Here is a 23,268-nt window from a genome sequence, read left to right as displayed (position 1 = left end):
TTATCGATATTAATGTGATCAACAACTCGTTGTTAAAAATTAATTACGAAAAATTCAGTCTGCCTAACGGACTTGAAGTAATTTTATATCCTGATCCGTCCTCACCTATTGTTTCAATAAACATATGGTACCGAGTCGGGTCGGCGAATGAGAAACCGGGAAAGACCGGATTTGCACACCTATTCGAGCATATGATGTTCCAGGGTTCTCAGAATGTTCCTAAGGAAGGACACTTCAAATATATCCAGGAAGCCGGCGGAACTTTGAACGGATCTACTTCTATAGACAGAACCAACTATTATGAATCGGTACCGGCAAACTATTTAGAGCTGCTGTTATGGCTTGAGTCGGACAGAATGGGATTTCTGCTTCCGGCACTTACACAGGATAAGCTCGATAACCAGAAAGATGTTGTGATGAATGAACGGAGGCAGCGTTACGAAAATCAGCCGTACGGACAAGCATGGGAAATACTTTTTTCGAACCTTTTTACGAATGATCATCCTTATTCATGGCCTACGATCGGATGGATGGACGACATCGCAAAATTCGAACTTAATGATGTAAGGAATTTTTTCAGTACTTACTACGCTCCGAATAATGCTTCGCTCGTACTCGGCGGTAATTTCGATATTAATACCTCGGTAAAATTAATCGGGAAATATTTCGGCGAAATTCAGCGGAGCAATTCAATTCCGTCTATTAATTCTCCCGGGCAGAAATTAAAAGAGACCAATAGAATAATTCACAAAGATAGCGTTCAGCTTCCACGTTTATACATGGCATGGCATTCGGACAAAGCATTCGGCCCAGACGATGCCGCACTCGATATTCTCGCGGACATATTAAGCTCAACAAAGAATTCCCGGCTTCAAAAAAACCTTTTATACGATAATCAGATTGCCCTGGATGTTTCTTCATTTCAATATTCGGCGAGGTTAGCCGGATCTTTTATTATAGTATCTACCGCAAAACCGGGAGTGGAAATAGAGAAGATTAAAGCTGAGATACTGAAAGAAATCGACTTCCTGATTTCAAATGGAATAAGCGATGAAGAACTGCTGCGGGCAAAGAACAGCTACAAATCCGCTTTCATATATTCTCTTCAGAAACTGGACACTATAGTAGACCATATTAATCATTACAACTACTTCCTGAATGAACCGGATTCATTTATATTCGATCTCAACAGGTATGAAAAAGTAACTGCACGGGATGTGATTAATGCCGCGGAAAAAATCTTAAATAAACCTTACACAGAACTGAACATAATTCCCAAACAGAAAGAGCAATGATAAAAAGAGAGACAGCACCGTTACCTTCGGCTTTAGTTCCATTTGAGATTCCGGAGATAAAATTAATAAAAGCAACCGGGGGTTTGGAAGTTTATTATGTACAAAAAGAGAAACTCCCGATTATACAGGCGATATTCATTTCCTCCGCCGGCAGCATATACGATCCAGAAGGTAAAAACGGGCTTGCTTTTCTAACCTCATTATTAATTGACGAAGGGGCAGCCGAGTACGACGCCCTGCAGCTTAACAATGAGCTCGAAAAACTCGGGACAATAACCGGAATATCGATCAGTCACGACGCATTTACATTTTCGATTCTATCACTGAAAGAGCATTTCGAAAGATCATTTGAGCTCATTTCAAAAATAATTCTCGAACCGCGTTTCGAAGAGAATGATTTCAACCGTGAAAAGAAAAAAACACTCGATAAAATATTACAGCTCAAAGATGAGCCATCATACATAGCAAACTCAGCTTTCGAAAAGAGAATTTTCGCGGGGACAAATTATTCAAATCCTGAAATCGGTTTCGAAGAATCCGTTAAATCTATTGCAAACGGAGAGATTAAAGACTTTTACAGAAATGAATTCCTCCGCTCTGATCTTAAAATTATTTTAACCGGAAATATTACCGGAGATGAAATTCTCAATCTTATCAACAGGTATCTATCCGCCTGGAATTTTGACAATCAACTGAGGCGCCAGAAATTATTTTCTCCTGCTGTTTTACCGGGGCTCTATATAGTCGACAAAAAAGAATCGGCGCAGAGTGAGATAAGGGTGGGTAATTTGATTAAGAACAGGAATTCGGAGGATTATCACGCCGCGCGATTAATGAACACCATATTAGGAGGTCAATTTTCGAGCAGGATTAATCTTAATTTAAGGGAAAAACGCGGATATACTTACGGAGCCGGTTCCGCATTAAACTACAACAAGGAATCGGGATACTTTGAAATATCCACTGCAGTTAACATCGATAATTCCGCCGATGCAGTAGTAGAAATCCTGAACGAGATGAAATTAATAAGAGAGAATATTACACAAGCTGAAATTGAATTTGCCAGGTCGTACCTGATAAAGCAATTCCCTTCCAGGTTCGAGACATACACACAGATTGCACGGAACATTTCACCCCTAATCTTACACAACCTTCCAATCGACTATTACCATCATTATCAATCGATGATTGAGAATGTAAAAGAGGAAGAGATATTAAAGGCAGCAAAGGAATATGTGCTGCCTGAGAAATCCGTAATACTTATAACGGGCGATAAAGAAAAGATAGTACGGCAGCTTGGAAGTAAACTGGATATGGAACCTTCCGAACTTGATATTTACGGGAATCCTGTTTAATCTGGTCAAGGGATTTAATCTTCAACAAGGCAAATTTTATTTTACTCCTTTTCAAATTCAACCAGCGAAAGAGGAACTATTCTATGCCCCTTCTTTTTGAACAATTCAAGTTCAGACTGAATCTTTAAATAGTTTTCGAAGGTGATCAGGAAGTTCTTCTGTCTGCTTCCGGATCCATCCATACAGTGGAATTTAAATTTAGAGACAATTTCATTCTCTCCTTCCGCGTCGAGTAATATGAACTCCGAAAGCGGTATCAGTTCTCTGTTTCTTTTTTTGAATTCATCCCTAACATAATTATAGCTGATTGAATTATGCAGCCGGCTCCCCTGATCAATTACAAAGTAGGAGGCGTCTGAAAAATCTTTAATAATATTATTGATTGAATTCTTAAGCAGCACCTTATTATCCCTTCCCGCAATTCTGTATTTATCCTCATCAATTTCGTCGTTGAGAAGAACTGTATATTCTTTCGAGAAATTCTTAAGTGTATCGGCCATTTTTGCTGTTGAAGTTCCGGGTATTAATGTCAGTGAAAATTTGTAAGGGAATGAAAGGAACCGGTTGAAATCGGTTTGACTAAGATCTGCGGCATCTCTAAAAATAAACGTAATATTATTTCTGTCGCGAATTATCTGCGGGTCGGGAATAAGGGTTGCCATCAGTTTCAATTTTTCATTTGTATAGATTCTTATTTCCGTATTTCCGAATATCTTCTTCTCCTCGGAAGCAAAGCCGGTAATATCATTTTCTATTCTACGGTGAACATCCCGGATTATAAGGGGAATCGGCAGATCCGACGGAAGCATGACCGTAAATCTCTTTGTTAAAGAATCCTCGTCGGCAACTTTAATATTTTTTGAAGAAATCCATTTCGATTCGATTCCGTACTGGTCGAGTACATCAACAAAGACCGAATCGATCTGACGGATCGTTAATTCGTGAAATACTCCGTCTTCGGGTAGAGGGGATTTAGAGAAAATTTCGATTATAACATTAACAATCATTAAGAATATTGTGAATGCCAGGAGATATTTTAAAAATTTTTTCTTGAGAGACATCAGATTATTCAATTATCCTTCGGGAATTCCGATCTTCATCCAATTAGGCGACAAAGGGAAAGCCTATTCAATTAATATGATAAGTTTTGTTTCTATTTTTTCTTGAATCCGGGTTTCCTTTTTTCAAGGAAGGCAGAAGTTCCTTCTTTAAAATCCTCTGTAGCGCAGCATTTACCGAAGAGCTCAGCTTCCAGTTTCAATCCTTCAGCTTCCGAAAATTCATTTGTACCGACAATTGCCTGAAGCGATAGACCGACAGCGATCTGACCTTTAGACGAGATTTTTTCTGCCAGTTCAACAGTTTTAGAGATCAATTGATCGGCAGGATAGACTTTATTAACCAATCCGATACGCAAAGCTTCCTCGGCTCCGATTATGTCGCCTGTAAGAATCAACTCAGCAGCCAATCCTGTATTAACAAGTCTTGCGAGTCTCTGAGTTCCACCGTAACCAGGAATAATACCAAGGTTTACTTCGGGCTGACCGAATTTAGCTTTATCGGAAGCGATTCTGATATGACACGCGAGGGCAAGTTCGCATCCGCCGCCGAGGGCAAATCCGTTTATAGCAGCGATAACAGGTTTATTCAGTTTTTCAATGCGTGTGAAGATCTCCTGGCCGAACAGAGCAAATTTAGTTCCGGCCGATTCATTTAATTTATTCAGTTCAGAGATATCGGCGCCGGCTACAAATGCTTTCTCCCCGGCTCCGGTAAGAACGGCTACATCAATTTCGTCATTACCTGCAATCTCTTCAAAACACGATTTTAATTCGAGTAGTGTATCGTGGTTCAGGGCATTTAATTTATCGGGACGGTTGATTGTGACAAAGGCGATTTTATTTTTTACTTCAAATAATAGATTCTGATAATTCATAAAAACCTCTTAAAAAGTTACAAAGATTGGAATAGTGACACGAAGGTTAAAGGAGATGTATTCATTATTATTCAGGTAGTTATAATATGTAATAACATCTAACAGGAACATTGAAAAGCCGGCTCCTATATGGAAGCCGAATTTTCCGACCTCCTCAACATAGTTCGATTTACCTCTATCAAGTTTGAACTGGTGGGATTTTTCGAAGTAAGCGAATTTCAGTCCGGCATCCACCACAGGCATCAGAAGCAGAACACTTTCTATAAGGGGCGGGAAATAATAACGGATTCCCGGTGAGAGAGTAAGGACATTACTCGAAAGTGATGAGTAATCGGTCCGCTTGTAAAAATCCTGTCTGCCGGGGTAATGCTGATAGCCGACGGTTGTATATAAAAAGAATGGGATAAGAGTGTTATCGGTATAAGAAAAAGTGGCATCGAAACCGATACCGATATTCTGGCTTTCGGAAAAGTTACCCAGCGGTATCCTGGGCCCGACACCAATTCCCATAAACAGACCTTTAGCGGTGCCGAATTTTAATTCCTGCGCCGGAAGGGAAACTGATAATAATAGTGATAGAAGAAGAATCTTTTTCATAACACTGCAAAATTAAAATAACTTTGTACCAATTCCATATTTAAAAACTAATTCACCGCCGTAAGTTGCTGTAAGATAAATCAGAACAGTTCCAATCAGTCCGAGGAGTACGAAGAGATAGCGTAATTTATCAGCAAATTTTTTCTTAACTGTCAAGTAGGTTCGTGCAATAAGGAGAGCAAGAAAATACCAGAGAGTGATAGTCGAAAACAATTCGTGTTTATCAATAAGTTCATTGTATAGTGCGGCGTCGGCCTGAATCTGTTTTACCATTTCGTGCGCTTGATTTCCCGTAAGGACGGCAACGATCGAAAAAAATACGGCGAGAGCAAGGATGATAAACGCGGATTTATTGAGATATTCTTTTTTAAGTATTATTCCCGCTGTTTCAAATATGAAATAGAGAATAAAAAAAGCAATCGGAAAATGAATTACCTTAGGATGAAGTCCAGCTAAAAATTCCATTAAAAAAGCCTTTTATTTATATAGGGTGGTTTTGTTATTACTTACTCAATATTTTTTGCCACTAAGACACTAAAACACAAAATATCACAAAAAATTTTTAGTGCTACCTGGTGCTTTTGTGATTTTGTGGAAAAATATTTTTTTTAAGTGTTTATAAAATAAATCTCTTAATTCCACTTCCAATATTCACAACATTGAAATTAATAAGAAATCCTAATCTTTTGTTTGTTAATTTTAGATGACTTAATACTTGTGCTTCCCAAACTGGATTTATCAGGTCTACTGCTTTTATCTCACATATAACTTTGTCCTCAATTAAGACATCCAAACGTAATCCTTCCTGAAATTTTATATTGTCATAAACAATTGGGATATCAATTTGACGGGAATATATTAAATCTCTTTTTTCTAATTCGTAGCAAAAGCAAATTTCATAAACCTTTTCAAGTAATCCTGGTCCAAGATTTTTATGAACTGAATATGCAGAATCAACAACTTTTTTTGCAATAATTTCAATCTCATCAGAAAGAGGTTCATATTTTTTCTCTACCATTCTTATAATCCTTTATCTTTTCCGTTCAGTTGGTCAGATAATAAATTATTTTTTTGCAACTAAAACACGAAGACACAAGATCTCACAAATGTCCTTAGTGCTATTTAGTGCTTTCGTGACTTTGTGGCAATATTTTTCCTGATAAAATTTCACAAAGGAATTTATCCGCAAAGTACGCTGCCGCCATTCACATTAAGGATCTCGCCGTTAATATGGCGTGCAAGATCCGAGGCAAGAAATAAAGTTGGTCCGGCAATATCCTCTGCGGTAGCTATTCTGCCGACAGGAATACCTTTTCTCACGTTCTCTTTATACTCTTTATCAGCGAAGACTCCGTCATTCATCTCTGTATCGACCCAGCCGGGGGCAACGGAATTAACAGTTATATTAAACGGAGCGAGTTCAACCGCGAGTGATTTGGTAAAGGAGATCATTCCTCCTTTCGAAGCAGCGTAATGTGAATGGAACGCCTCCCCTCTCTGTCCTGCCGTAGAAGTTATTAAAATCATTCTCCCGAATTTATTCCGCTTCATATAATTTGAGCATGCTTTACAGAGCAGAAAAGTTGATGTAAGATTAATCCTGATCAATTCATTCCAGTGATCGAGTGACATAGAATCGAGTGCACCGTCGTTCCAGATACCGACATTATGAACCAGGACATCAATCCTTCCGAATCGTGAGGCAACATCATCCACAAATTTATTGATATCATCTTCCGATTCCATATCAACACGGTAAGCTTTAACAATTCCTTGATAATCCTTTTCAAGATTTTCGGCTTTTTGTTTTGCGTTCTTATAAGTAAAAGCAACTTTGGAGTTCGCGCCGGCGAACAGTTTAACACACGCCTCACCGATACCGCGCGATCCGCCGGTGATAATTGAAACTTTGTTTGAAAGATCGATCATATTAATACCTCACTTTAAATAGAAATAAACCTTTTGCCGGGACAGATTCCTCGGCATCGGACCGGTTTTTTTTTTCGATCAGGCTGGAAAGATAACTGTGGTCAAGTTTATTTACCGCTGCATAAAGCAGTGTACCGACAATTGTCCTTACCATTCCGTGCAGGAACCTGTCGGCTTTAATATAGAATAGAGAGAGTTCGCTTCCTTTCCGCCAGTGAATATCCAATACATTGCAGAATTTATTTTCCTGTTCATCATTCTTTCTACAGAATGAAGTGAAATCGTGTTTCCCTTTCAAGACTCCGCTCAGATTATTAAGGAGGTTGAAATCGATATTTTCCATTTGCCGGTAATTATAAGAATATTTATAGTAGAAAGGATTTTTGACATGGCTGAATATATAGATATAGCTTCTTTCTTTTGCATCAAATCTGGAATGAAAATTTTCACTTACAGTTTCAATTTTATTAACCGCGATATCGACCGGAAGAATTGAATTAAGAGAATAATGGAATTTCGGTAAATCGAGATCCTGATTCGTTCTAAAGTTTGCAACCTGACCGAGTGCATGAACACCGGCATCAGTCCTGCCGGATCCAATAAGATTCACATCTTCTTTAATAATGGTCTGAATTGCTTCAGTAATTTTCTGCTGAACAGTAAGGGCATTATGCTGAATCTGCCAGCCGGCATAATCAGAGCCGTCGTACTTAATTATAAACTTATAATTGTTCATAATAATTTTTTTCAGGATACTTTAAAACGATTGCCGGACAAATGTAGTAAAAAAAATGCACTCCATTCTAATCCTATTGTTTTTATTGATACTAAATTTTAGATTGTGAGCGTTAAGATAGTGCTTTAGACAAATCTTAAGGGGAAGAGAAGAAAGCGCTATCCAAATAGAGGGGAATTAATGCGCAACACATTAAATATTTCTAAATCCTGTTCTACTTTAATTAACCAAACAACAAACTACAACATGAGGTAACATGAAAAGACTAATACTGCCTCTTTTACTCATTTTAGTTTTGCCTACATTAATAATGGGTCAAAACACCTTTCGGGTAATGGGTAAAGTAACCGATGCTCAGGGAGAGCAATTGATCGGCGCCAACGTTTACATTAAGGTGCTAAACATAGGCGGCGCGACTGATATGGAGGGAAAATATTTATTTGAAGTTCCCAGAGACCTCGCTACGGGTCAGACTGTAGCATTAACAGTTTCATTTGTCGGTTACAAATCAACATCCGTTAATATTACCTTAACGGGTAATTCAATTTCTCAGGACTTTGTTCTTGAAGAAGACGTATTCCAGAGTGAAGCGGTTGTTGTAACAGGTATCGCATCCAAGACTTCGAAAGCTGTTGCCGAAGTTTCTGTAGGAAGAGTATCTGCAGCAGATTTACAGCAGGTAAACACATACGGCGGGCTTTCGCAATTAGTAGGCGGTAAGGTAGCCGGTGTTCAGCTTTCAGCAGCAACAGGAAACGTTGGCGGCGGATGGCGGTTCTTCGTACGCGGCGGCGGCGGATTAAACGGTGACGGTCAGCCGGTTATTTACGTTGACGGCGTTAGAATGGACAACCAGGAAGTTATCGGTTATGCAACCGGCGGCCAGGGTATAAGCACGCTTGCCAACCTCAACACGAATGACATCGACAAGATCGAATTCCTGAAAGGACCCGCAGCAGCATCTCAGTACGGCGCTAACGGTTCCAACGGTGTTGTATTAATTACAACCAAACAGGGTAAATTAATGCAGCAGGCCGGTGCAGGAATTTCAATCGATTACAGATTCAATTACGGTTACAACGAACAATCCTATAAGTACGAAAAAGAAAACTTCGAAACGGTTGAGGCAATAAACCGTCAGTTCAAAACCGGACCGATCCGCGAGCATTATTTCAATGCAGCAGGCGGAAACAACTGGATGAGATACTTTGCTTCATTTGAAAACAGGTATGAAGACGGTATTATGCCGGGCAACTCCGGGGACAGAAGCTCAGTAAGATTGAACCTAACAACATTCCCATATGAAAATCTTACTATTAAATTGAGCACCGGATATATTGAGAATATGCTCTATAGACCGAATAATGACAACATCATTTACGGTGCATTAGGAAATACAATTCTCGATCTCAGACCGTTCGGTTTCGTAAAAGAAGTTGACATTTACAAATTCAAAGACTCTCACGAGATCACGCAGTTTATCGGTTCTGTTTTCGCTACATACAACCCGATAAAGAACCTGGAAGTAAATCTCGGATTCGGCGTAGACAACAGCAGCTGGCGCCAGGTAAGATTATTCCCTTACGGAGTTAACTTCGGCGGATTGATCACCGCAGGCCAGAAGAGTATCTTCGAAAGATTCAACAAACAGTATACATACGATTTCAACGCTGCTTATACATATGAACTGTTCGACATGATCAACATCCGTTCAATTGTAGGCGGTCAGTTCTTCAACAGAATCAACAAATCGACAAACGTACTAGGCGCAAGATTCAATTCAGATCTTATTACGACTCTTGGCGCGGCAGGCGTTATTGAAGGATACGGAGAAGGATTCGGAGAAACTAAAGACGGCGGTATCTTCACAGAGCATTCATTCAGTTATCTCGATCAATACTTCCTAACACTCGGTATCAGAAAAGACTATGCAAGCTCAATCGGTAAAGAAGCTCCATCCATTACATATCCAAAAGCATCTCTTGCAGTTCGAATGGACAAATATGATTTCTTCCCAGAATTATTTGATCTTTTCAAACTGAGAGCAGCATACGGAGAGAGCGGTGTGCTTCCTGGAAACCTGGACGGTATTCCGTTGTTATGGTCTGCTGAAACAGGCGGTTACGGCGCAGGCGCAGTTATATCCGTAATCGGTAATCCAGAAATTCAGCCGGAAAGAGTTAAAGAATATGAATTCGGATTTGAAGCAGAACTTTTCACTTCATTATCTTTCGAATTCACTTATTACATTCAAAAAGCATCCAATTCCATTATCGGAAAAGTTAACGCACCATCGACCGGTTTAACAGCTTCAACACAACCGTTCAACGTGGGTGCAGTTGACGCATCAGGATTTGAATCTTTCATTCAGTATTCACCATTCAGAACACCTGATTACAGTCTGCAGTTAGGATTGATCTGGAACTATCAGACAAACGAAGTTAAGGATCTGGGCGGCGCACAGCCGATCTTCAGTGTTAACAACGTAATTAAAGAAGGTCTTCCGAAGTATGAATTCTATACATATTACTCAACGGGACCGACCTACAACGCATCAGGTGTATATACTGCTTCAGCAAGGTCAGCTACCCAGGAAGCATTGGGTAACCCGGTTCCTGATCATACAGGGTCATTCACAATCAACTTCAAGTTCTTAAGGGATTTCAATCTCTATGTATTTACTGAATGGGCATTGAATCTTAAGATCTTTAACAATACTCAGTTATTCGCAAACAGACGCGGTAACGGAACACACTACAATTATCTGACTCAGTTATTGGGTCTTCCTCCTATAGTAGCAGCCACATCGACCGGATTGCCGAGTTCGGCTCCGGCAGGAGTTACTCCTCTTACACCAGGAACAGAAGAATACAAGAGAGCTGCAGAAGAATACGCAAGTCTGGATTGGAGATATGCAGGTAACTACATTGAAGATGCCGACTACTTCATTATCCGCGAAGTAAGCTTAAGCTATGATTTTACAAATCTTCTAAGGGATTTCGATCTCACAAGTTATGTAAAAACATTTGCCGCCGGCATATCGGTTAGAAATCTTGCAAGGTTCACAAAATATTCAGGTGCAGACGTTGAATTGAACTACACCGGTTCAAGAACAATCGCAAGAGGAAATGATTTCTTAACACTGCAGAATCCAAGAACAGTCAACTTCTGGGTTAGGCTAGGATTATAAAGAGGAGAACACAAAATGAGAAAAAATAAAATCTTTCTTTTGATAATTCCGTTTTTGTTCTTGTTCATTTCTGCATGCGAGGATTATATAACCAACATTGAACCGGTTATAGACCGCGCACAGGATGAACTATTAACATCGGAATCGCAGGTTACATTCGTGGCAAACGGTGTAAAACAGAGATTCTCTACGACTGCCAGCCAGATCGCATGCTTAATGGATCTGCAGTCGGACCAGATGATCTATACCGGAAAAATAGCAACTGCAAGCTTCCCAACTTTCGAAGAGATCGATAAAGGGGAGATACTTATAGACAATGCTACCGTTGCCGGAATTTACCAGGCAGTAGGACAAATGAGGAAATACGCCGATGATTTCGTAAGACGTCTCGGAGAAATCTCTTTTACAAACACAGCAACAAAAGATGACGGATTATTTATCGGAAATCTTTACGGCGGACTCGCCAGATATTACCTGGCTGTTGCATTCGGACTAAACGCGAACGAACCCGGCGCAACAATTGACGCAGGACAGTTCATTCCCCAGACAACATTGCTGAACGATGCAATCAACATGATGAAGGAAGCATTAAAATACAATCCACTTCCGGCATCCACAGCAGCTTTACAGAAGCGTCAGGTTAATTCACTAATCGCGAAAGCATATCTGGCACTTAAGGATTATGCCAATGCAGCAACATACGCAGCGCAGGGTATGACCAAAGGCGACGCCACTTTCACAGCAGCCCACAATGATGTAAGCAACATTTATTACTGGGGATTTGCTGGCGCCGGCCGTGTTCAGATTGCTGTAAACAGCAGAATGAACGGTTACATTACGGCAGAAGCAAAAGAAGCCAACAGAGTAAAACTGGGCACCGTATTAGGTACCGACGGTATTACATACTACTGGCAGCTAAAGTATCCTGAAAAAGGAAATGCATTCCCGGTAATGTCATGGCAGGAAAACCATCTTATGTTAGCTGAATGCGCATTGAGAGGTTCCGGCTCTGCAAACGCTTTAGCATTAGTTAATGAAGTAAGAGCAAACTACCAGATTCCGGCTCTTGCTACTGTTGACATTGCAGGCGTATTAGTTGAGCGCGATAAGGAATTATTTGTTACGGGAACCCGTTTAATGGATCAGCACAGAACAGGAACATGGCACTTAACTGGAAACGTATGGCGTTATATGCCGATTCCAAGAGGTGAAAGAAACGCTAATCCAAATCTTCCGGCTAACTAATAGTTACTGAAGGCACGAATTAAAAAGAGCGGCTTACAGCCGCTCTTTTTTTTTACATCGATTTGATAAAGTTGATTTGAAAGGATTGAGGCAAATCAGGTTTATTCATTAAAGAGAAATAAACATTCCAGCTTAATTCCTGCTGAAGATTTTTATTATATGCAGATACAAGCCGGACAGCATTAATGGCACTTATTAGCCTGTTAAGAATAAGAGCACCGGCGGCAAAACGGAGATTATTAAAAGCGCTTTCGCTGGATGACCACATTTCGCGGTATTCCCTTCTCTTTTCGTTATTCTCCCACTTCCAGTAGAATTTCTGAGTATCGTATGCTTTAGCAAATTCCCTGTTAAGTTCCTGTACTTTATTATAATCCTCTACAGAAAGATATGAGCCGATATTAGCAAAGAATTCGCTCTCTTTGCCAGAGAGAATAACTCCGGCATTTGTTTCGGCGAATGATTTATAATTCTTCTCCTGCCAGTTGCCGTAGATACTGAATCCTGCGAGTGTTCCCCAGAGGAGGCCGTCAGCCACAGTAAAATAGACTCCTGTATCATAACCGCCGGCATACAACTCCCCCATACCGGGGAGCAGCAACGAATATAGAATTGCAAGACCGGGATTTTTACGCGAAGGTTGGCTCTGATCCTGGAGAGCAGATGGCTGATAATTCAATGAAGACTGACTGCTTTGAGAGTTAATTTGACTTTTCAACGATAAGATAGATTCGGTAGAATTCTGCGAAAGAATGACTGAAGTAAAAAGAATTGAGAAGAAAAAGAATTTTTTCATTTGAAGACCTGCATTTTATGAGAAAACATTTTCTAAAGTTCCGGCAGTACAAATGTTCTCATCAACCTCCGTAATTTTTACTTCAACGATCTTATTTATAAAGTCCGCGGAAAAAGGAATTTTTACGCGCACGTAATTTGAGGAAAATCCTTTCATAAATCCATCCATATTTTCATGCTCGACCAAGACTTTCAGATTCGTGCCGACCATACTTCTGTAAAACTCATTTCTCTTTTTCTCACTGAGAATTCTGAGCATATTATTTCTGCGTTTTCTTTCGGCTACATCTACGTGTCCGGGCATTTCGATAGCTTTTGTATTCGGCCGTTCGGAATATGTAAAAACGTGCAGGTAAGAAACCGGAAGATCCCGCAGGAAATTATATGTATCGAGAAAATCCTCTTCTGTTTCACCGGGGAACCCGACGATAACATCGACACCGATGCCTACATTTTCGATCTTACTTGCGAGTTTGAGAATCAGATTCCTGTAATCATCAGTCCGGTACCGGCGCTGCATGAGTCGAAGTACCTTATCGCATCCGCTCTGAAGAGGTATATGGAAATGATTAACGAGCCGCTGATCGTTGATTGCGAGCTGAATGATATCATCATTTAAAAGATTCGGTTCGATAGAACTGATCCTTATCCGGTAATCACCTTCTACTTCCAGCATCATTTTAAGAAGGCGGTAAAGATCTGTTCCTTTATTTTTTTCCTGATCATGATCAAGAGCAAGAGCATGATCAAGATTTATTGAGGAATAATCGCCTACATTTACGCCTGTAAGAACAATCTCTTTATAACCGCATTCGAGGAGTTCTTTAAACTGTGCAATCACTTCTTCGGGGTTCATACTCCTGCTTTTACCGCGAGCAAGCGGAATTGTACAGAAGCTGCACTTATAATCGCAGCCGTCCTGAACCTTAAAGAATGCCCTGGTCCGGTCGTCCGCGTCTGTTGAATGGGAGGAATTAAAGGAATTGAGTTCTTCTGTAGGAGAGACATAGATACACGATAAATACTTCTTTTTAAATTCCGGTATATAATTGAAGAGATTAAATTTCTCGCCGCTCCCCAGAACAGCATCCACGCCATCAATTTTCGAAATCTCTTCCGGCCGGAGCTGGGCATAACAGCCGGTTACGATAACGTAAGCTTCCGGATTATTGCGAAGCGCCCGGCGTACAATCTGTCTGCATTCTTTATCAGCATGTTCGGTTACAGTGCAAGTATTGATAACGTACACGTCCGCTTTTTCGCTGTAATCAACAATCGAAAAACCTTTTTGCAGGAACTGTTTCCCTATTGTGGAAGTCTCCGCAAAATTCAGTTTACAGCCGAGAGTATGGAATGCAACTTTGGATGACATATTATCTATATTTTTTTTTAATAACTTGTTATTGAATGATGAACACGAGCAAGAGCAAGATAAGGATCAAGAACAAGAGCAAGATCAAGAGTATTAATAGAAAAAGGACGGGCTGCATTCAATCGATAAGCAGCAATGATTAAATACAGCCCGAATATTTTTAAATGAAAGCCGGAAAATTATTCAGCTTTCGGTTCTTCTTTCTTTTCTTCAACTGCCGGAGCGGCAGGAGGAGCCGGAGTGGATTTGTCTTCATACAGATTAAAATCGGATGAATCAAATTTACCTGCGTCTGCCTGCAGAATATCGTTGACAGTTACTTTTTCCAGTTTATGTTCGTTTATGTACTGGGAGATTTCGTCGTCGGATTTCTCTTTAAGTGCACCGATTGCACTCAGTACAATTTTCTTATTCTCTTTATCGAACTCGACCACTTTAAGTTCGAGTTTAGCGCCGACCGGGAAGCAGAAGGAAAGATTTTTAATCTTAGAAGTAGACAATTGAGTTGCGGGAATGAATCCGTCCACATTAAGAGGCAGTTCGGCAATCAATCCTTTTTCAATTATGCGTACAACCTTCCCATCAGTTTTTCTACCAACGGCATATTCTTTTTCGAAATTATCCCACGGATTTTCATTAATCTGTTTATGGCCGAGAGATATTTTTCTCGATTCAGTATCAACGCCTAAGACAACCACATCGATCTTTTCACCCTTCTTTACTACTTCGCCGGGGTGACGGATTTTCTTAGTCCATGAGAGATCGGAGATGTGAACGAGTCCATCGATACCGGGTTCGAGTTCAACGAATACACCGAAGTTCGTAAGATTACGGGCGACACCCGAATGGGATGAGCCGACAGGATATTTTTTAAGAAGGTCCTGCCACGGATCCGGAGTAAGCTGTTTCATACCGAGAGAGATTTTCTTTTCATCTTTATCGAGGCTAAGGATTACGGCTTCAACGATCTGTCCCATCGAAACGAATTGAGAAGGATGGCTGATATGCTGAGTCCAGCTCATTTCGGAGATATGGATCAATCCTTCGATACCTTTTTCGATCTCGATGAAGGCGCCGTAGTCGGTTAAGGATACAACGCGTCCGGCTACTTTATCGCCGATCTTGTATTTCTCCTGGATCTTTTCCCACGGATGCGGAAGGAGCTGTTTCAAGCTGAGTGATATTCTCTTCTTCTCTTTATCGAAATCGGTTACAACAACTTTAATCTTCTCATCAAGTTTAACAACTTCGCTCGGATGATTAATTCTGCCCCAGCTGAGATCGGTTATGTGAATAAGACCGTCAACGCCGCCGAGATCGACGAATACGCCGAAATCGGTAATTGCTTTAACGATACCTTCGAGGATCTGACCCTTCTCAAGTTTCTCAAGAATTTCTTTACGCTGATCCGAGATAGTTTCTTCAATAAGTACTTTATGAGAGACAACAATATTCTCTGTAGGGATATTTACTTTAACAATCTTAAAGTCCATTGTCTGGCCGACGAAAGCGTCAAAATCGCGGACCGGACGGATATCGATCTGTGAACCGGGAAGGAACGCTTCGATACCGATAAGATCAACAACCATTCCGCCTTTAATTCTTTTAAGAATTTTACCGGGAATGATCTTTTCATTTTCAAATGCATCCATAATCCTTCCCCAAATCTTGAGGAAGTCGGCACGTTTCTTACTTAAAACAAGATTTCCTTCTTCATCTTCAACGCTTTCAATAACGATATCAATTTTGTTACCGATTTTAATTTCCTCGGTTGCATTGAACTCAGATTTAGAAATAGTACCATCGGATTTGAAGCCGACATCAACCACGACGTTTTCACCGGTGATACCGACTATAGTGCCGGCAATTATTTCGCCTTCTTTGATATCGCGAAACGACTCGGCATAAAGTTTAGATAATGCATGTAATTCTTCCGGCGAGTATTCATCGATATTGATAAATTTACCGGGGTCAGATACTTTTTTAAGAGTATCTTTTTCTAACTCGGACATCAGTCCTCCTACCATCTGCTTACTTCTATAACGCCGCCGGTTAAAGTTGAAGCAGTATTGCGTTTTAGTTTAACATATATTGTTTTTTGGCGGCTAAAATCTCTTTTACTTTTTTATAAAGGAATTCAAGATCCTCTTCCGGGGTTAAACCGGTATTATCGAATTCAAATGCATCTTCAGATTTTCTCAAAGGAGATACCTCCCTGCCGCTGTCGATCTTATCCCTTTTCTCAAGATTTGCTTTCACATCATCATAGGAAATATCAACGCTGCTGTTCTGAAAATCGCGCAGGCGTCTTCTGGCACGTTCATCAATCGAAGCGGTAATAAAAAACTTCACGTCGGCATCCGGGAAAACAACGGTAGTAACATCCCTACCTTCAGCAACCAGATTTTCCTCCTGGCCTATCTTTTTCTGAATTTTAACCATCTCAGCCCTGACTTCGGGAATCGTACTAATTTCGCTTACTTTAGAATTCACTTCGGCGCTTCTGATCTGTTCTGTAACTTCAGCATCATTTGCAAAAACTCTGGTAATACCGTTTTCATATTTCAGTTTAAGCGAAAGACTTCTTGTCATTTCGATGACAGCCGGAACATTTTCAACAATTCCATTCTGAATTGATAAAAATGTAATGGCCCGATACATTGCGCCGGTATCCAGATAAGTAAAACCCAGTTTGCGGGCTAAGTTCTTTGCAGCAGTGGATTTACCTGAACCGGCCGGACCGTCTATGGCAATAATAATTTTCTTCGACATTGGCTTGCAAAAATATTAAAATTAAACGGGGGCTGCAAATTAAAAGTTGGAAAGGGCACAAATAAAGAATCCGGCCTATTCGAGGCCGGATTCTGAGAGAAAAAACGAAGGAAGTCTAAAAAAGCTAAATTCCGAGCAAATACTGGATTTTTACGAAATACTGCTGACTTGTATTAGCAATTCCGATATCACCTTTATAATCGGTATAGTCGCTTGTAGCACCGGCGAAGAAGGTAGTAAATGCATTTAATTTATAGCTGAAAAGAGGATAAACCTGGATCGATTTGGAGAAGGAATCGTACTGGAAAATAGTCCTGAAAAAGAGTTCCGGCGAGAACTGATATGTACCTACGGTTCTGAAGATATTTCCATCATAAAGCAGATTCCCCGATTCTTCATTCGAAAGCCTTGCCCGCGAATATGCGAAGGAAAGATTTAGTCGGGCAGTCGGTTTTAGAGTGATTGAAGCATCGATATTATGACCTGTACCGATAACGGGCAGACTCGACCTGTAAATGAATTTTCCGAAATTCCCGCCGACATATAAGGAAATTTCCTTAATGGGGCGGGTGCTAATCTCGGCATAAAATCTTCTAACATTTTTGAGACTTTTTCCGAAGAAATTTTCATCATTAACAAGAATGTAATTCGCGTAGATACCGGTCTGCCCTTTTAATGTAAATGAAACATACGGAACAAGCGATTGTTCTTTTTTCAATCCGTCAAAGTTAAACCTCAATTCACCCTGAAGCCCTATAGTTGCCCTTTCAACAAATGATTTTTCAGGATAGAAAACAAACTGATTACTTAGAAAGAACTGTCTGTAATTATTGGATGAAAAAAGTCCGTTATATGTCTGATATGTAGGTGTGAAATTATTTATTACGAATGAGAAGTTATAGGATCTCTGTTGGTGAGAAAGGGCGAGATGAATTCCGCTTCCGGAATATTCCTCTCCGTTGAACGCGGCATTTTTGCCGGAGTTTCCGAATACTCTTTGGGAACTGAACAGCTGCGGGTTATTTAATTCTTTTGTAAGAGAATAAAAACCTTCACCGCTGAAATACCAGTTACTCCAGAATTTATAATTCCAGTCTAGACCGGCGACGTAGTTATGCCCGCCGTCAAAATTTCTTGTAAGTATCATAGAGCCGATATAGTTTTCATCACCGAGGTCGTATCGGAGGCGTCCGATATTCGCGAGTGAATTAATATCCGTAGGGATTGTATTGCTTCTATCTTCCCCCGGAACAACAATAACGGTATTTCTGTCGTACGCACTCATATACATATATGACAACGAGCCGGATTTACCGTTAATACGTGCAGCTGCCAGAGGGTCGTTAATTGATCTTGAGTAATACATCGGAGTCTGGAGGAGTTCGTTACCAATCAGGAAGAAAGGTCTTTTCTCATCGTAGTAGAGGGCAAAAGTTGTATTAACGCTAATCTGAGCAGCATCGGATTCGATCTGGCTGAAATCGGGATTGATAACGGCATCGAGAGAGAAATCGGGACCGGGCGAATATTTAATTCCTCCTCCAATTCTTCCTTCCAGCGGATTAAATTTGATACCTGATTTAGGATCATTGAAGTTGGCAAGCTGTCCACCTTTTTGTCCTATCGCATACGGAAGAAGTTCGACATTAGCTGAGGATTTAATTCCCTTAAGGCCCTGAATTAAACCGGATTGAGGCAGAAAGCCCGGAATGTTTCTGTCGATCTTAGTCCAGGAGATCTGAACCCTGCTGGTGCGGGGAAGATTTCGGACAATTCCAATTACCCAATTCTGATCTTCCTTATCCGGGAAAGTGAGACTTGTAAAAGGGATAGCAATCTCGGCAGTCCATCCGTTTTCATTAATAGAAGCAGCCGAATGCCAAATAAGATCGAGGCTTGCGTCTTCATTATTCATTGTAGCAAGCAAGTCACCTTTAATGCCGTAAGGATTTACGGCGAATTCATATCCCTTCTGGAAATCACCGTAAGTATCGAGTACAATTATAACATAATCATCGTCGAACATTCTGTCGCGGTCTGTTATATTCGCGCGGATCTGGGAAGGATTCTTATCGTAACATTCAAAACCGAAATAGATGTGTTTATCATCGTACAGGGCTCTTACAAGAGTTCTCTCTGGAGCCTGGATATTATCCCCGGGACGGATTTCATAAGTAAGTTCAACCGGCTCAGCAAGTTTCCAGATCGGATGGTCGAGTTTACCCGTAAGCTCTAAAGATTTATCGATTTTTTTTATCTGGAGAACCGGTTTCTCCGAAGGATTATTTCCGGAATTTATATTAAATGCAAGAAGATGGCCGGCAATAAAAAAAAGTAAAAACAGGATATTTTTTCTCATACTCCCCCCTTTTGAATGATACTTAATAGTTGAAGAAAACTGACACAATATTTAGATGGTATTCAGCATCAAAATGTTACCTGAAAGCTCAAAATATTTTTTAGGAGAGGGGGTAAAAATAATTACCCGCTTCGGGTAAGTTCGGGAATAATTGTGAGATCTACTTTTGTTATTAAGAAACTGAAAGTGAATTCAAAACCCTGAATGATTATTTCTCATTAAGAATTGTGATCATGTTCTCATGAATCAGCTTGTTTGTAGCCAGAATCTGTTTTGAAAAGATATTAATCGCATTGCCATTAAAGTCGGTAACAATCCCCCCGGCTTCTTCCACAAGGAGTTTACCGGCGCACATATCCCACGGATGAAGGAAGACTTCCCAGAATCCGTCGAATACTCCTTCAGCAGTATAACAGAAATCGATTGCGGCCGATCCGAGGCGGCGGACAGCCCTTGCGTTTTTAAGGAATGCGATAAAGTGTTCGAAAGCGTGGTCGGGGTTTTCAGCAACGTTATAAGGGAAACCGGTTACAAGCACTGATCTTCTAACGTCGGAGTTGGTACTGACATTCAACTTTCTGCCATTACAAAAAGAACCGCATCCAAGTTCGGCACTATAGAGAGCATCGCGCATAACATCGTAGACAACACCGCAAATTGTCTCGCCGTTTTTCTGAACTCCTATTGAAACCGAAAAAATCGGTAAGCCGTGGGCAAAATTTGTTGTACCATCCAGAGGATCTATTACCCACAAATACTCAGTGCCGGATTTATGATTTCCGCTTTCCTCGGCGAGGACAGAATGTGACGGAAATTCCTTCTTAATAAATTCTATTATGGCTGCTTCGGATTTCTTATCATATTCAGTAACCAAATTCGTAAGACTTCCCTTCGTCTCTATCAAAAAATTCTTTCCAAAACCCTCGCGGACAATCTCTCCGGCTTCCCTGGCAATCTCAATAATTTTATCTATCAATTAAAAACCCTCTGAATTCTTGAAGTCAAATATAGCAAAACAGATCCGAATCAATTATTCTATTTCAACGGAATTTAATATTCATAAAATATTTTACTTTCTGTATTGTGTCTAATTGTTACAACATTCTACATTCAGAATCATTTTTTCTTCTCAGCAGAATGAGGTTAACACTATTTATCAACCTTGATAGCCCATCGTTTATTTGGTATCTTTGGGTCAAAAAGATAGAATTGGAGTAAGATTTGATGAGTGATGAAATAAAGACGCACCCGCAGGATTATTCAATGGTTGAAGATATACCGAAAGTACTACCCGTACTCCCTTTGAGGGATAACGTAATATTTCCATATATGATATTTCCTGTACTGGTAGGCAGGGAGCAGTCGATCAACGCCGCGAATTACGCGCTTGAAGGTTCGAAATATATTTTTCTGGCAGCACAGAAAAAGTCGAATATAGAAGGACCTGCAAAAGAGGATATTTTCAGGGAAGGAACGATTGCTAAAATAATTCAGATATTAAAACTTCCTAACGGCCTGCTTAAAATTCTTGTCGACGGAGTGATTCAGGGCCGGATAGTTCAATTTACCGAACGTGCAAATTTCTTTGAAGCAGAGATCGAAGTAATTGAGGCCGAGCACGAAGAGCCCCGCGAGATGAACGCCCTGATGAGGCAAATGTCGAACCTCTTTAAGGAATATGTAAAGATTAATAAATCGATTCCCCCCGAAGCGGTTAATTCATTCGACAGCATCGATGAACCCGACAGAAAATTATTCTATGCAGCAGCGAATATCAATCAGACTATGGATGTAAAACAGAGAATACTCCAGAAGTTTTCGATAAAGGAGCAGCTCTATGAAATTATAAAAATCCTGAATTCGGAGATTGAGATACTTAAGATAGAAAAAGAGATTGAAGGAAAGGTTCACGAGAATATCGCCAAGACACAGCGCAAGTTTATAATACAGGAACAGATCCGGATTCTTCAGGATGAACTTGGCGACGAGGAGGAGATCTCTCCTGAATTTGTAAAACTGAAGGATGAGATAATTAAAGCCAAGATGCCTAAGCCGGTTCAGGAGAAAGCGATTGAGGAGCTCAACAAACTGAAAAAGACTCCTCCAAGTTCACCCGAAGCAACAGTTATAAGAAATTACCTCGACTGGCTTATAGATGTGCCGTGGCATAAAAGGACGAAGGATAACCTCGACATAAAGAATGTAAGAAATATTCTAGATGAAGATCATTTCGGGCTTGATAAGCCGAAAGAGAGAATTGTTGAACATATAGCGGTATTGAATCTTGTGAGGAATATGCGCGGACAGATTCTTTGTTTTGTAGGCCCTCCGGGTGTCGGCAAAACTTCTCTCGGTAAATCGATCGCCAGAGCGCTCGGAAGAAATTTTGTTCGGATCTCTTTAGGCGGTGTACGCGACGAAGCTGAAATTCGCGGCCACAGAAGAACTTATATCGGCTCGATGCCAGGGAAGATACTTCAATCGATGAAACGGGCCAAGACTGTTAATCCCGTTATGCTGCTGGATGAAATCGACAAGATGAGTATGGATTTCCGGGGCGACCCTTCCTCCGCAATGCTTGAAGTTCTGGATCCCGAACAGAATCATACATTCAACGATCACTATCTTGATGTTGATTACGATCTTTCTCAGGTAATGTTTATTACGACGGCAAACGTTAGATACAACATTCCCCTGCCGCTTCAGGACAGGATGGAAATAATTGAACTGCCGGGATACCTAGAGTATGAGAAGATTGAAATTGCCAAGAGACATATTATACCGAAACAGATAGATGTTCACGGGCTGAAAAAGTATAAAGTTGATTTTAAGGACGAGGCAATTAAAAAGATTATTACCGGTTATACACGTGAAGCAGGTGTAAGAAACCTGGAGAGAGAAATTGCATCTGTATTGAGAAAGACGGCCCGGGAAATAATACTTTCCAATTCGGGGAACGGAAAAAAGAAAAAACCGGTTAAGAAATTTTCTCTTGATGAAACGATGATCGAAAAATTCCTGGGCGTTCCGAGATTCAGAAGTCCTAAAGCAGAAAAGGAACACCGCGTAGGAAGCGTTACCGGACTGGCATGGACGAGTGTAGGAGGAGAGATTCTTCAGGTTGACGCAACAGTTATGACCGGCGCGGAAAAACTAACTCTTACTGGTCAACTCGGGAATGTTATGAAAGAATCGGCCCAGGCAGCATTGAGTTATCTCCGTTCGAACGCAAAAGAGTTCGGATTGGAACCTCATTTCACAAAAGGGAAAGAAATTCATATTCATCTTCCCGAAGGCGCAATTCCGAAAGACGGACCTTCGGCAGGTATTACGATGGCAATGGCAATGTATTCGGCATTCAGCTGCAAACCTGCAAGGAATGATGTTGCCATGACAGGAGAGATTACATTGCGCGGTAAAATTCTTGCGATAGGCGGATTGAACGAGAAACTGCTCGCGGCCCAGAGAAACGGTATGAAACTTGTCCTGATTCCAAAAGAAAACGAAAAAGACCTTACGGAAATTAAGGATGCGGTTAAACAGGGATTGAAAATAATTCCAGTAGCTACAATTAATGAAGCGCTGCCGTATGTTTTTGAAACGAAGAGCAGTGTGAAAAAGATAATGGATAACCAGAAGCCAAAAGCAAAGAAGCAGACAAATAATAAGAAGAAATAACAAAGATTA

General features: G+C 40.5%; 18 protein-coding genes. 5 read left to right on the top strand and 13 right to left on the bottom strand.

The genetic code is table 11. The features are described 5' to 3' along the window. The first annotated feature begins 29 nt into the window (after window positions 1–29). Window positions 30–1,295 (top strand): pitrilysin family protein, encoded by a 1,266-nt coding sequence (locus PLZ15_13135; GenBank protein HOI30693.1) that lies wholly within the window; start codon window positions 30–32, stop codon window positions 1,293–1,295. Then, window positions 1,292–2,650, top strand: coding sequence for a pitrilysin family protein (locus PLZ15_13130; protein HOI30692.1), 1,359 nt, complete (start codon window positions 1,292–1,294; stop codon window positions 2,648–2,650). Before PLZ15_13135 ends, PLZ15_13130 begins: the two co-directional genes overlap by 4 nt. A gap of 41 nt (window positions 2,651–2,691) precedes the next feature. Here the strand turns inward: PLZ15_13130 and PLZ15_13125 are convergent, their stop codons facing one another. The 7 genes from PLZ15_13125 to truA all read right to left on the bottom strand — a co-directional run bounded on the left by PLZ15_13125 (window position 2,692) and on the right by truA (window position 7,848). After that, a complete protein-coding gene (locus PLZ15_13125; GenBank protein ID HOI30691.1) occupies window positions 2,692–3,723 on the bottom strand; it encodes a hypothetical protein in 1,032 nt (343 codons plus the stop codon). Window positions 3,724–3,803: 80 nt separating this feature from the next. Next, window positions 3,804–4,586 (bottom strand): enoyl-CoA hydratase-related protein, encoded by a 783-nt coding sequence (locus tag PLZ15_13120; GenBank protein ID HOI30690.1) that lies wholly within the window; start codon window positions 4,584–4,586, stop codon window positions 3,804–3,806. A gap of 9 nt (window positions 4,587–4,595) precedes the next feature. Then, window positions 4,596–5,183, bottom strand: coding sequence for a hypothetical protein (locus tag PLZ15_13115; GenBank protein HOI30689.1), 588 nt, complete (start codon window positions 5,181–5,183; stop codon window positions 4,596–4,598). A 12-nt stretch (window positions 5,184–5,195) separates the two neighbouring features. Continuing rightward, complete coding sequence (locus PLZ15_13110) at window positions 5,196–5,648, bottom strand: DUF2231 domain-containing protein (protein HOI30688.1); 453 nt, start codon at window positions 5,646–5,648, stop codon at window positions 5,196–5,198. 151 nt (window positions 5,649–5,799) lie between these two features. Continuing rightward, window positions 5,800–6,201: a GxxExxY protein gene (locus PLZ15_13105; protein ID HOI30687.1), complete on the bottom strand. Its 402-nt coding sequence runs from the start codon at window positions 6,199–6,201 to the stop codon at window positions 5,800–5,802. A 161-nt stretch (window positions 6,202–6,362) separates the two neighbouring features. Further along, window positions 6,363–7,112: an SDR family NAD(P)-dependent oxidoreductase gene (locus PLZ15_13100; protein ID HOI30686.1), complete on the bottom strand. Its 750-nt coding sequence runs from the start codon at window positions 7,110–7,112 to the stop codon at window positions 6,363–6,365. A gap of 1 nt (window position 7,113) precedes the next feature. Next, on the bottom strand, window positions 7,114–7,848 hold the full coding sequence (truA, locus tag PLZ15_13095; GenBank protein ID HOI30685.1) for a tRNA pseudouridine(38-40) synthase TruA: 735 nt from the start codon (window positions 7,846–7,848) through the stop codon (window positions 7,114–7,116). A 256-nt stretch (window positions 7,849–8,104) separates the two neighbouring features. On the opposite strand from truA, the gene PLZ15_13090 reads away from it, so the two are divergent. Both PLZ15_13090 and PLZ15_13085 read left to right on the top strand, forming a co-directional pair. Then, window positions 8,105–11,038, top strand: a complete 2,934-nt coding sequence (locus PLZ15_13090; GenBank protein HOI30684.1) for a TonB-dependent receptor — start codon at window positions 8,105–8,107, stop codon at window positions 11,036–11,038. A gap of 15 nt (window positions 11,039–11,053) precedes the next feature. Continuing rightward, window positions 11,054–12,283 carry a hypothetical protein gene (locus tag PLZ15_13085; GenBank protein HOI30683.1) on the top strand — a complete coding sequence of 410 codons (1,230 nt, stop codon included), beginning with the start codon at window positions 11,054–11,056 and terminating at the stop codon, window positions 12,281–12,283. A gap of 52 nt (window positions 12,284–12,335) precedes the next feature. Here the strand turns inward: PLZ15_13085 and PLZ15_13080 are convergent, their stop codons facing one another. From PLZ15_13080 to PLZ15_13055, 6 genes are all read right to left on the bottom strand, one after another. Next, window positions 12,336–13,079, bottom strand: a complete 744-nt coding sequence (locus PLZ15_13080) for a hypothetical protein (GenBank protein ID HOI30682.1) — start codon at window positions 13,077–13,079, stop codon at window positions 12,336–12,338. 15 nt (window positions 13,080–13,094) lie between these two features. Continuing rightward, window positions 13,095–14,450, bottom strand: coding sequence for a tRNA (N(6)-L-threonylcarbamoyladenosine(37)-C(2))-methylthiotransferase MtaB (mtaB, locus tag PLZ15_13075; protein ID HOI30681.1), 1,356 nt, complete (start codon window positions 14,448–14,450; stop codon window positions 13,095–13,097). 179 nt (window positions 14,451–14,629) lie between these two features. Beyond that, a complete protein-coding gene (rpsA, locus tag PLZ15_13070; protein HOI30680.1) occupies window positions 14,630–16,462 on the bottom strand; it encodes a 30S ribosomal protein S1 in 1,833 nt (610 codons plus the stop codon). A 64-nt stretch (window positions 16,463–16,526) separates the two neighbouring features. After that, on the bottom strand, window positions 16,527–17,222 hold the full coding sequence (gene cmk, locus PLZ15_13065) for a (d)CMP kinase (GenBank protein HOI30679.1): 696 nt from the start codon (window positions 17,220–17,222) through the stop codon (window positions 16,527–16,529). A gap of 124 nt (window positions 17,223–17,346) precedes the next feature. Next, a complete protein-coding gene (locus PLZ15_13060; GenBank protein ID HOI30678.1) occupies window positions 17,347–19,581 on the bottom strand; it encodes a DUF5916 domain-containing protein in 2,235 nt (744 codons plus the stop codon). Window positions 19,582–19,789: 208 nt separating this feature from the next. Further along, window positions 19,790–20,557, bottom strand: coding sequence for an inositol monophosphatase family protein (locus tag PLZ15_13055; GenBank protein HOI30677.1), 768 nt, complete (start codon window positions 20,555–20,557; stop codon window positions 19,790–19,792). 248 nt (window positions 20,558–20,805) lie between these two features. Between PLZ15_13055 and lon the strand changes: the two genes are divergently transcribed. Continuing rightward, window positions 20,806–23,259: an endopeptidase La gene (lon, locus tag PLZ15_13050; protein ID HOI30676.1), complete on the top strand. Its 2,454-nt coding sequence runs from the start codon at window positions 20,806–20,808 to the stop codon at window positions 23,257–23,259. Window positions 23,260–23,268 lie beyond the last annotated feature (9 nt).

The organism is Melioribacteraceae bacterium (assembly GCA_035362835.1).
In the GTDB taxonomy this organism is placed as follows: domain Bacteria; phylum Bacteroidota; class Ignavibacteria; order Ignavibacteriales; family Melioribacteraceae; genus DSXH01.
Note: the sequence above shows the minus strand (reverse complement) of the source record. Positions and strands in the feature narration are given on the sequence as shown.

Excerpts from the sequence above, each read along its gene's own strand:
- PLZ15_13100 (HOI30686.1), bottom strand. The coding sequence starts at position 7,112 with ATGATCGATCTTTCAAACAAAGTTTCAATTATCACCGGCGGATCGCGC.
- mtaB (HOI30681.1), bottom strand. The coding sequence starts at position 14,450 with ATGTCATCCAAAGTTGCATTCCATACTCTCGGCTGTAAACTGAATTTT.
- truA (HOI30685.1), bottom strand. The coding sequence starts at position 7,848 with ATGAACAATTATAAGTTTATAATTAAGTACGACGGCTCTGATTATGCC.
- cmk (HOI30679.1), bottom strand. The coding sequence starts at position 17,222 with ATGTCGAAGAAAATTATTATTGCCATAGACGGTCCGGCCGGTTCAGGT.
- PLZ15_13085 (HOI30683.1), top strand. The coding sequence starts at position 11,054 with ATGAGAAAAAATAAAATCTTTCTTTTGATAATTCCGTTTTTGTTCTTG.
- rpsA (HOI30680.1), bottom strand. The coding sequence starts at position 16,462 with ATGTCCGAGTTAGAAAAAGATACTCTTAAAAAAGTATCTGACCCCGGT.
- lon (HOI30676.1), top strand. The coding sequence starts at position 20,806 with ATGAGTGATGAAATAAAGACGCACCCGCAGGATTATTCAATGGTTGAA.
- PLZ15_13105 (HOI30687.1), bottom strand. The coding sequence starts at position 6,201 with ATGGTAGAGAAAAAATATGAACCTCTTTCTGATGAGATTGAAATTATT.
- PLZ15_13060 (HOI30678.1), bottom strand. The coding sequence starts at position 19,581 with ATGAGAAAAAATATCCTGTTTTTACTTTTTTTTATTGCCGGCCATCTT.
- PLZ15_13115 (HOI30689.1), bottom strand. The coding sequence starts at position 5,183 with ATGAAAAAGATTCTTCTTCTATCACTATTATTATCAGTTTCCCTTCCG.
- PLZ15_13120 (HOI30690.1), bottom strand. The coding sequence starts at position 4,586 with ATGAATTATCAGAATCTATTATTTGAAGTAAAAAATAAAATCGCCTTT.
- PLZ15_13090 (HOI30684.1), top strand. The coding sequence starts at position 8,105 with ATGAAAAGACTAATACTGCCTCTTTTACTCATTTTAGTTTTGCCTACA.
- PLZ15_13130 (HOI30692.1), top strand. The coding sequence starts at position 1,292 with ATGATAAAAAGAGAGACAGCACCGTTACCTTCGGCTTTAGTTCCATTT.
- PLZ15_13110 (HOI30688.1), bottom strand. The coding sequence starts at position 5,648 with ATGGAATTTTTAGCTGGACTTCATCCTAAGGTAATTCATTTTCCGATT.
- PLZ15_13080 (HOI30682.1), bottom strand. The coding sequence starts at position 13,079 with ATGAAAAAATTCTTTTTCTTCTCAATTCTTTTTACTTCAGTCATTCTT.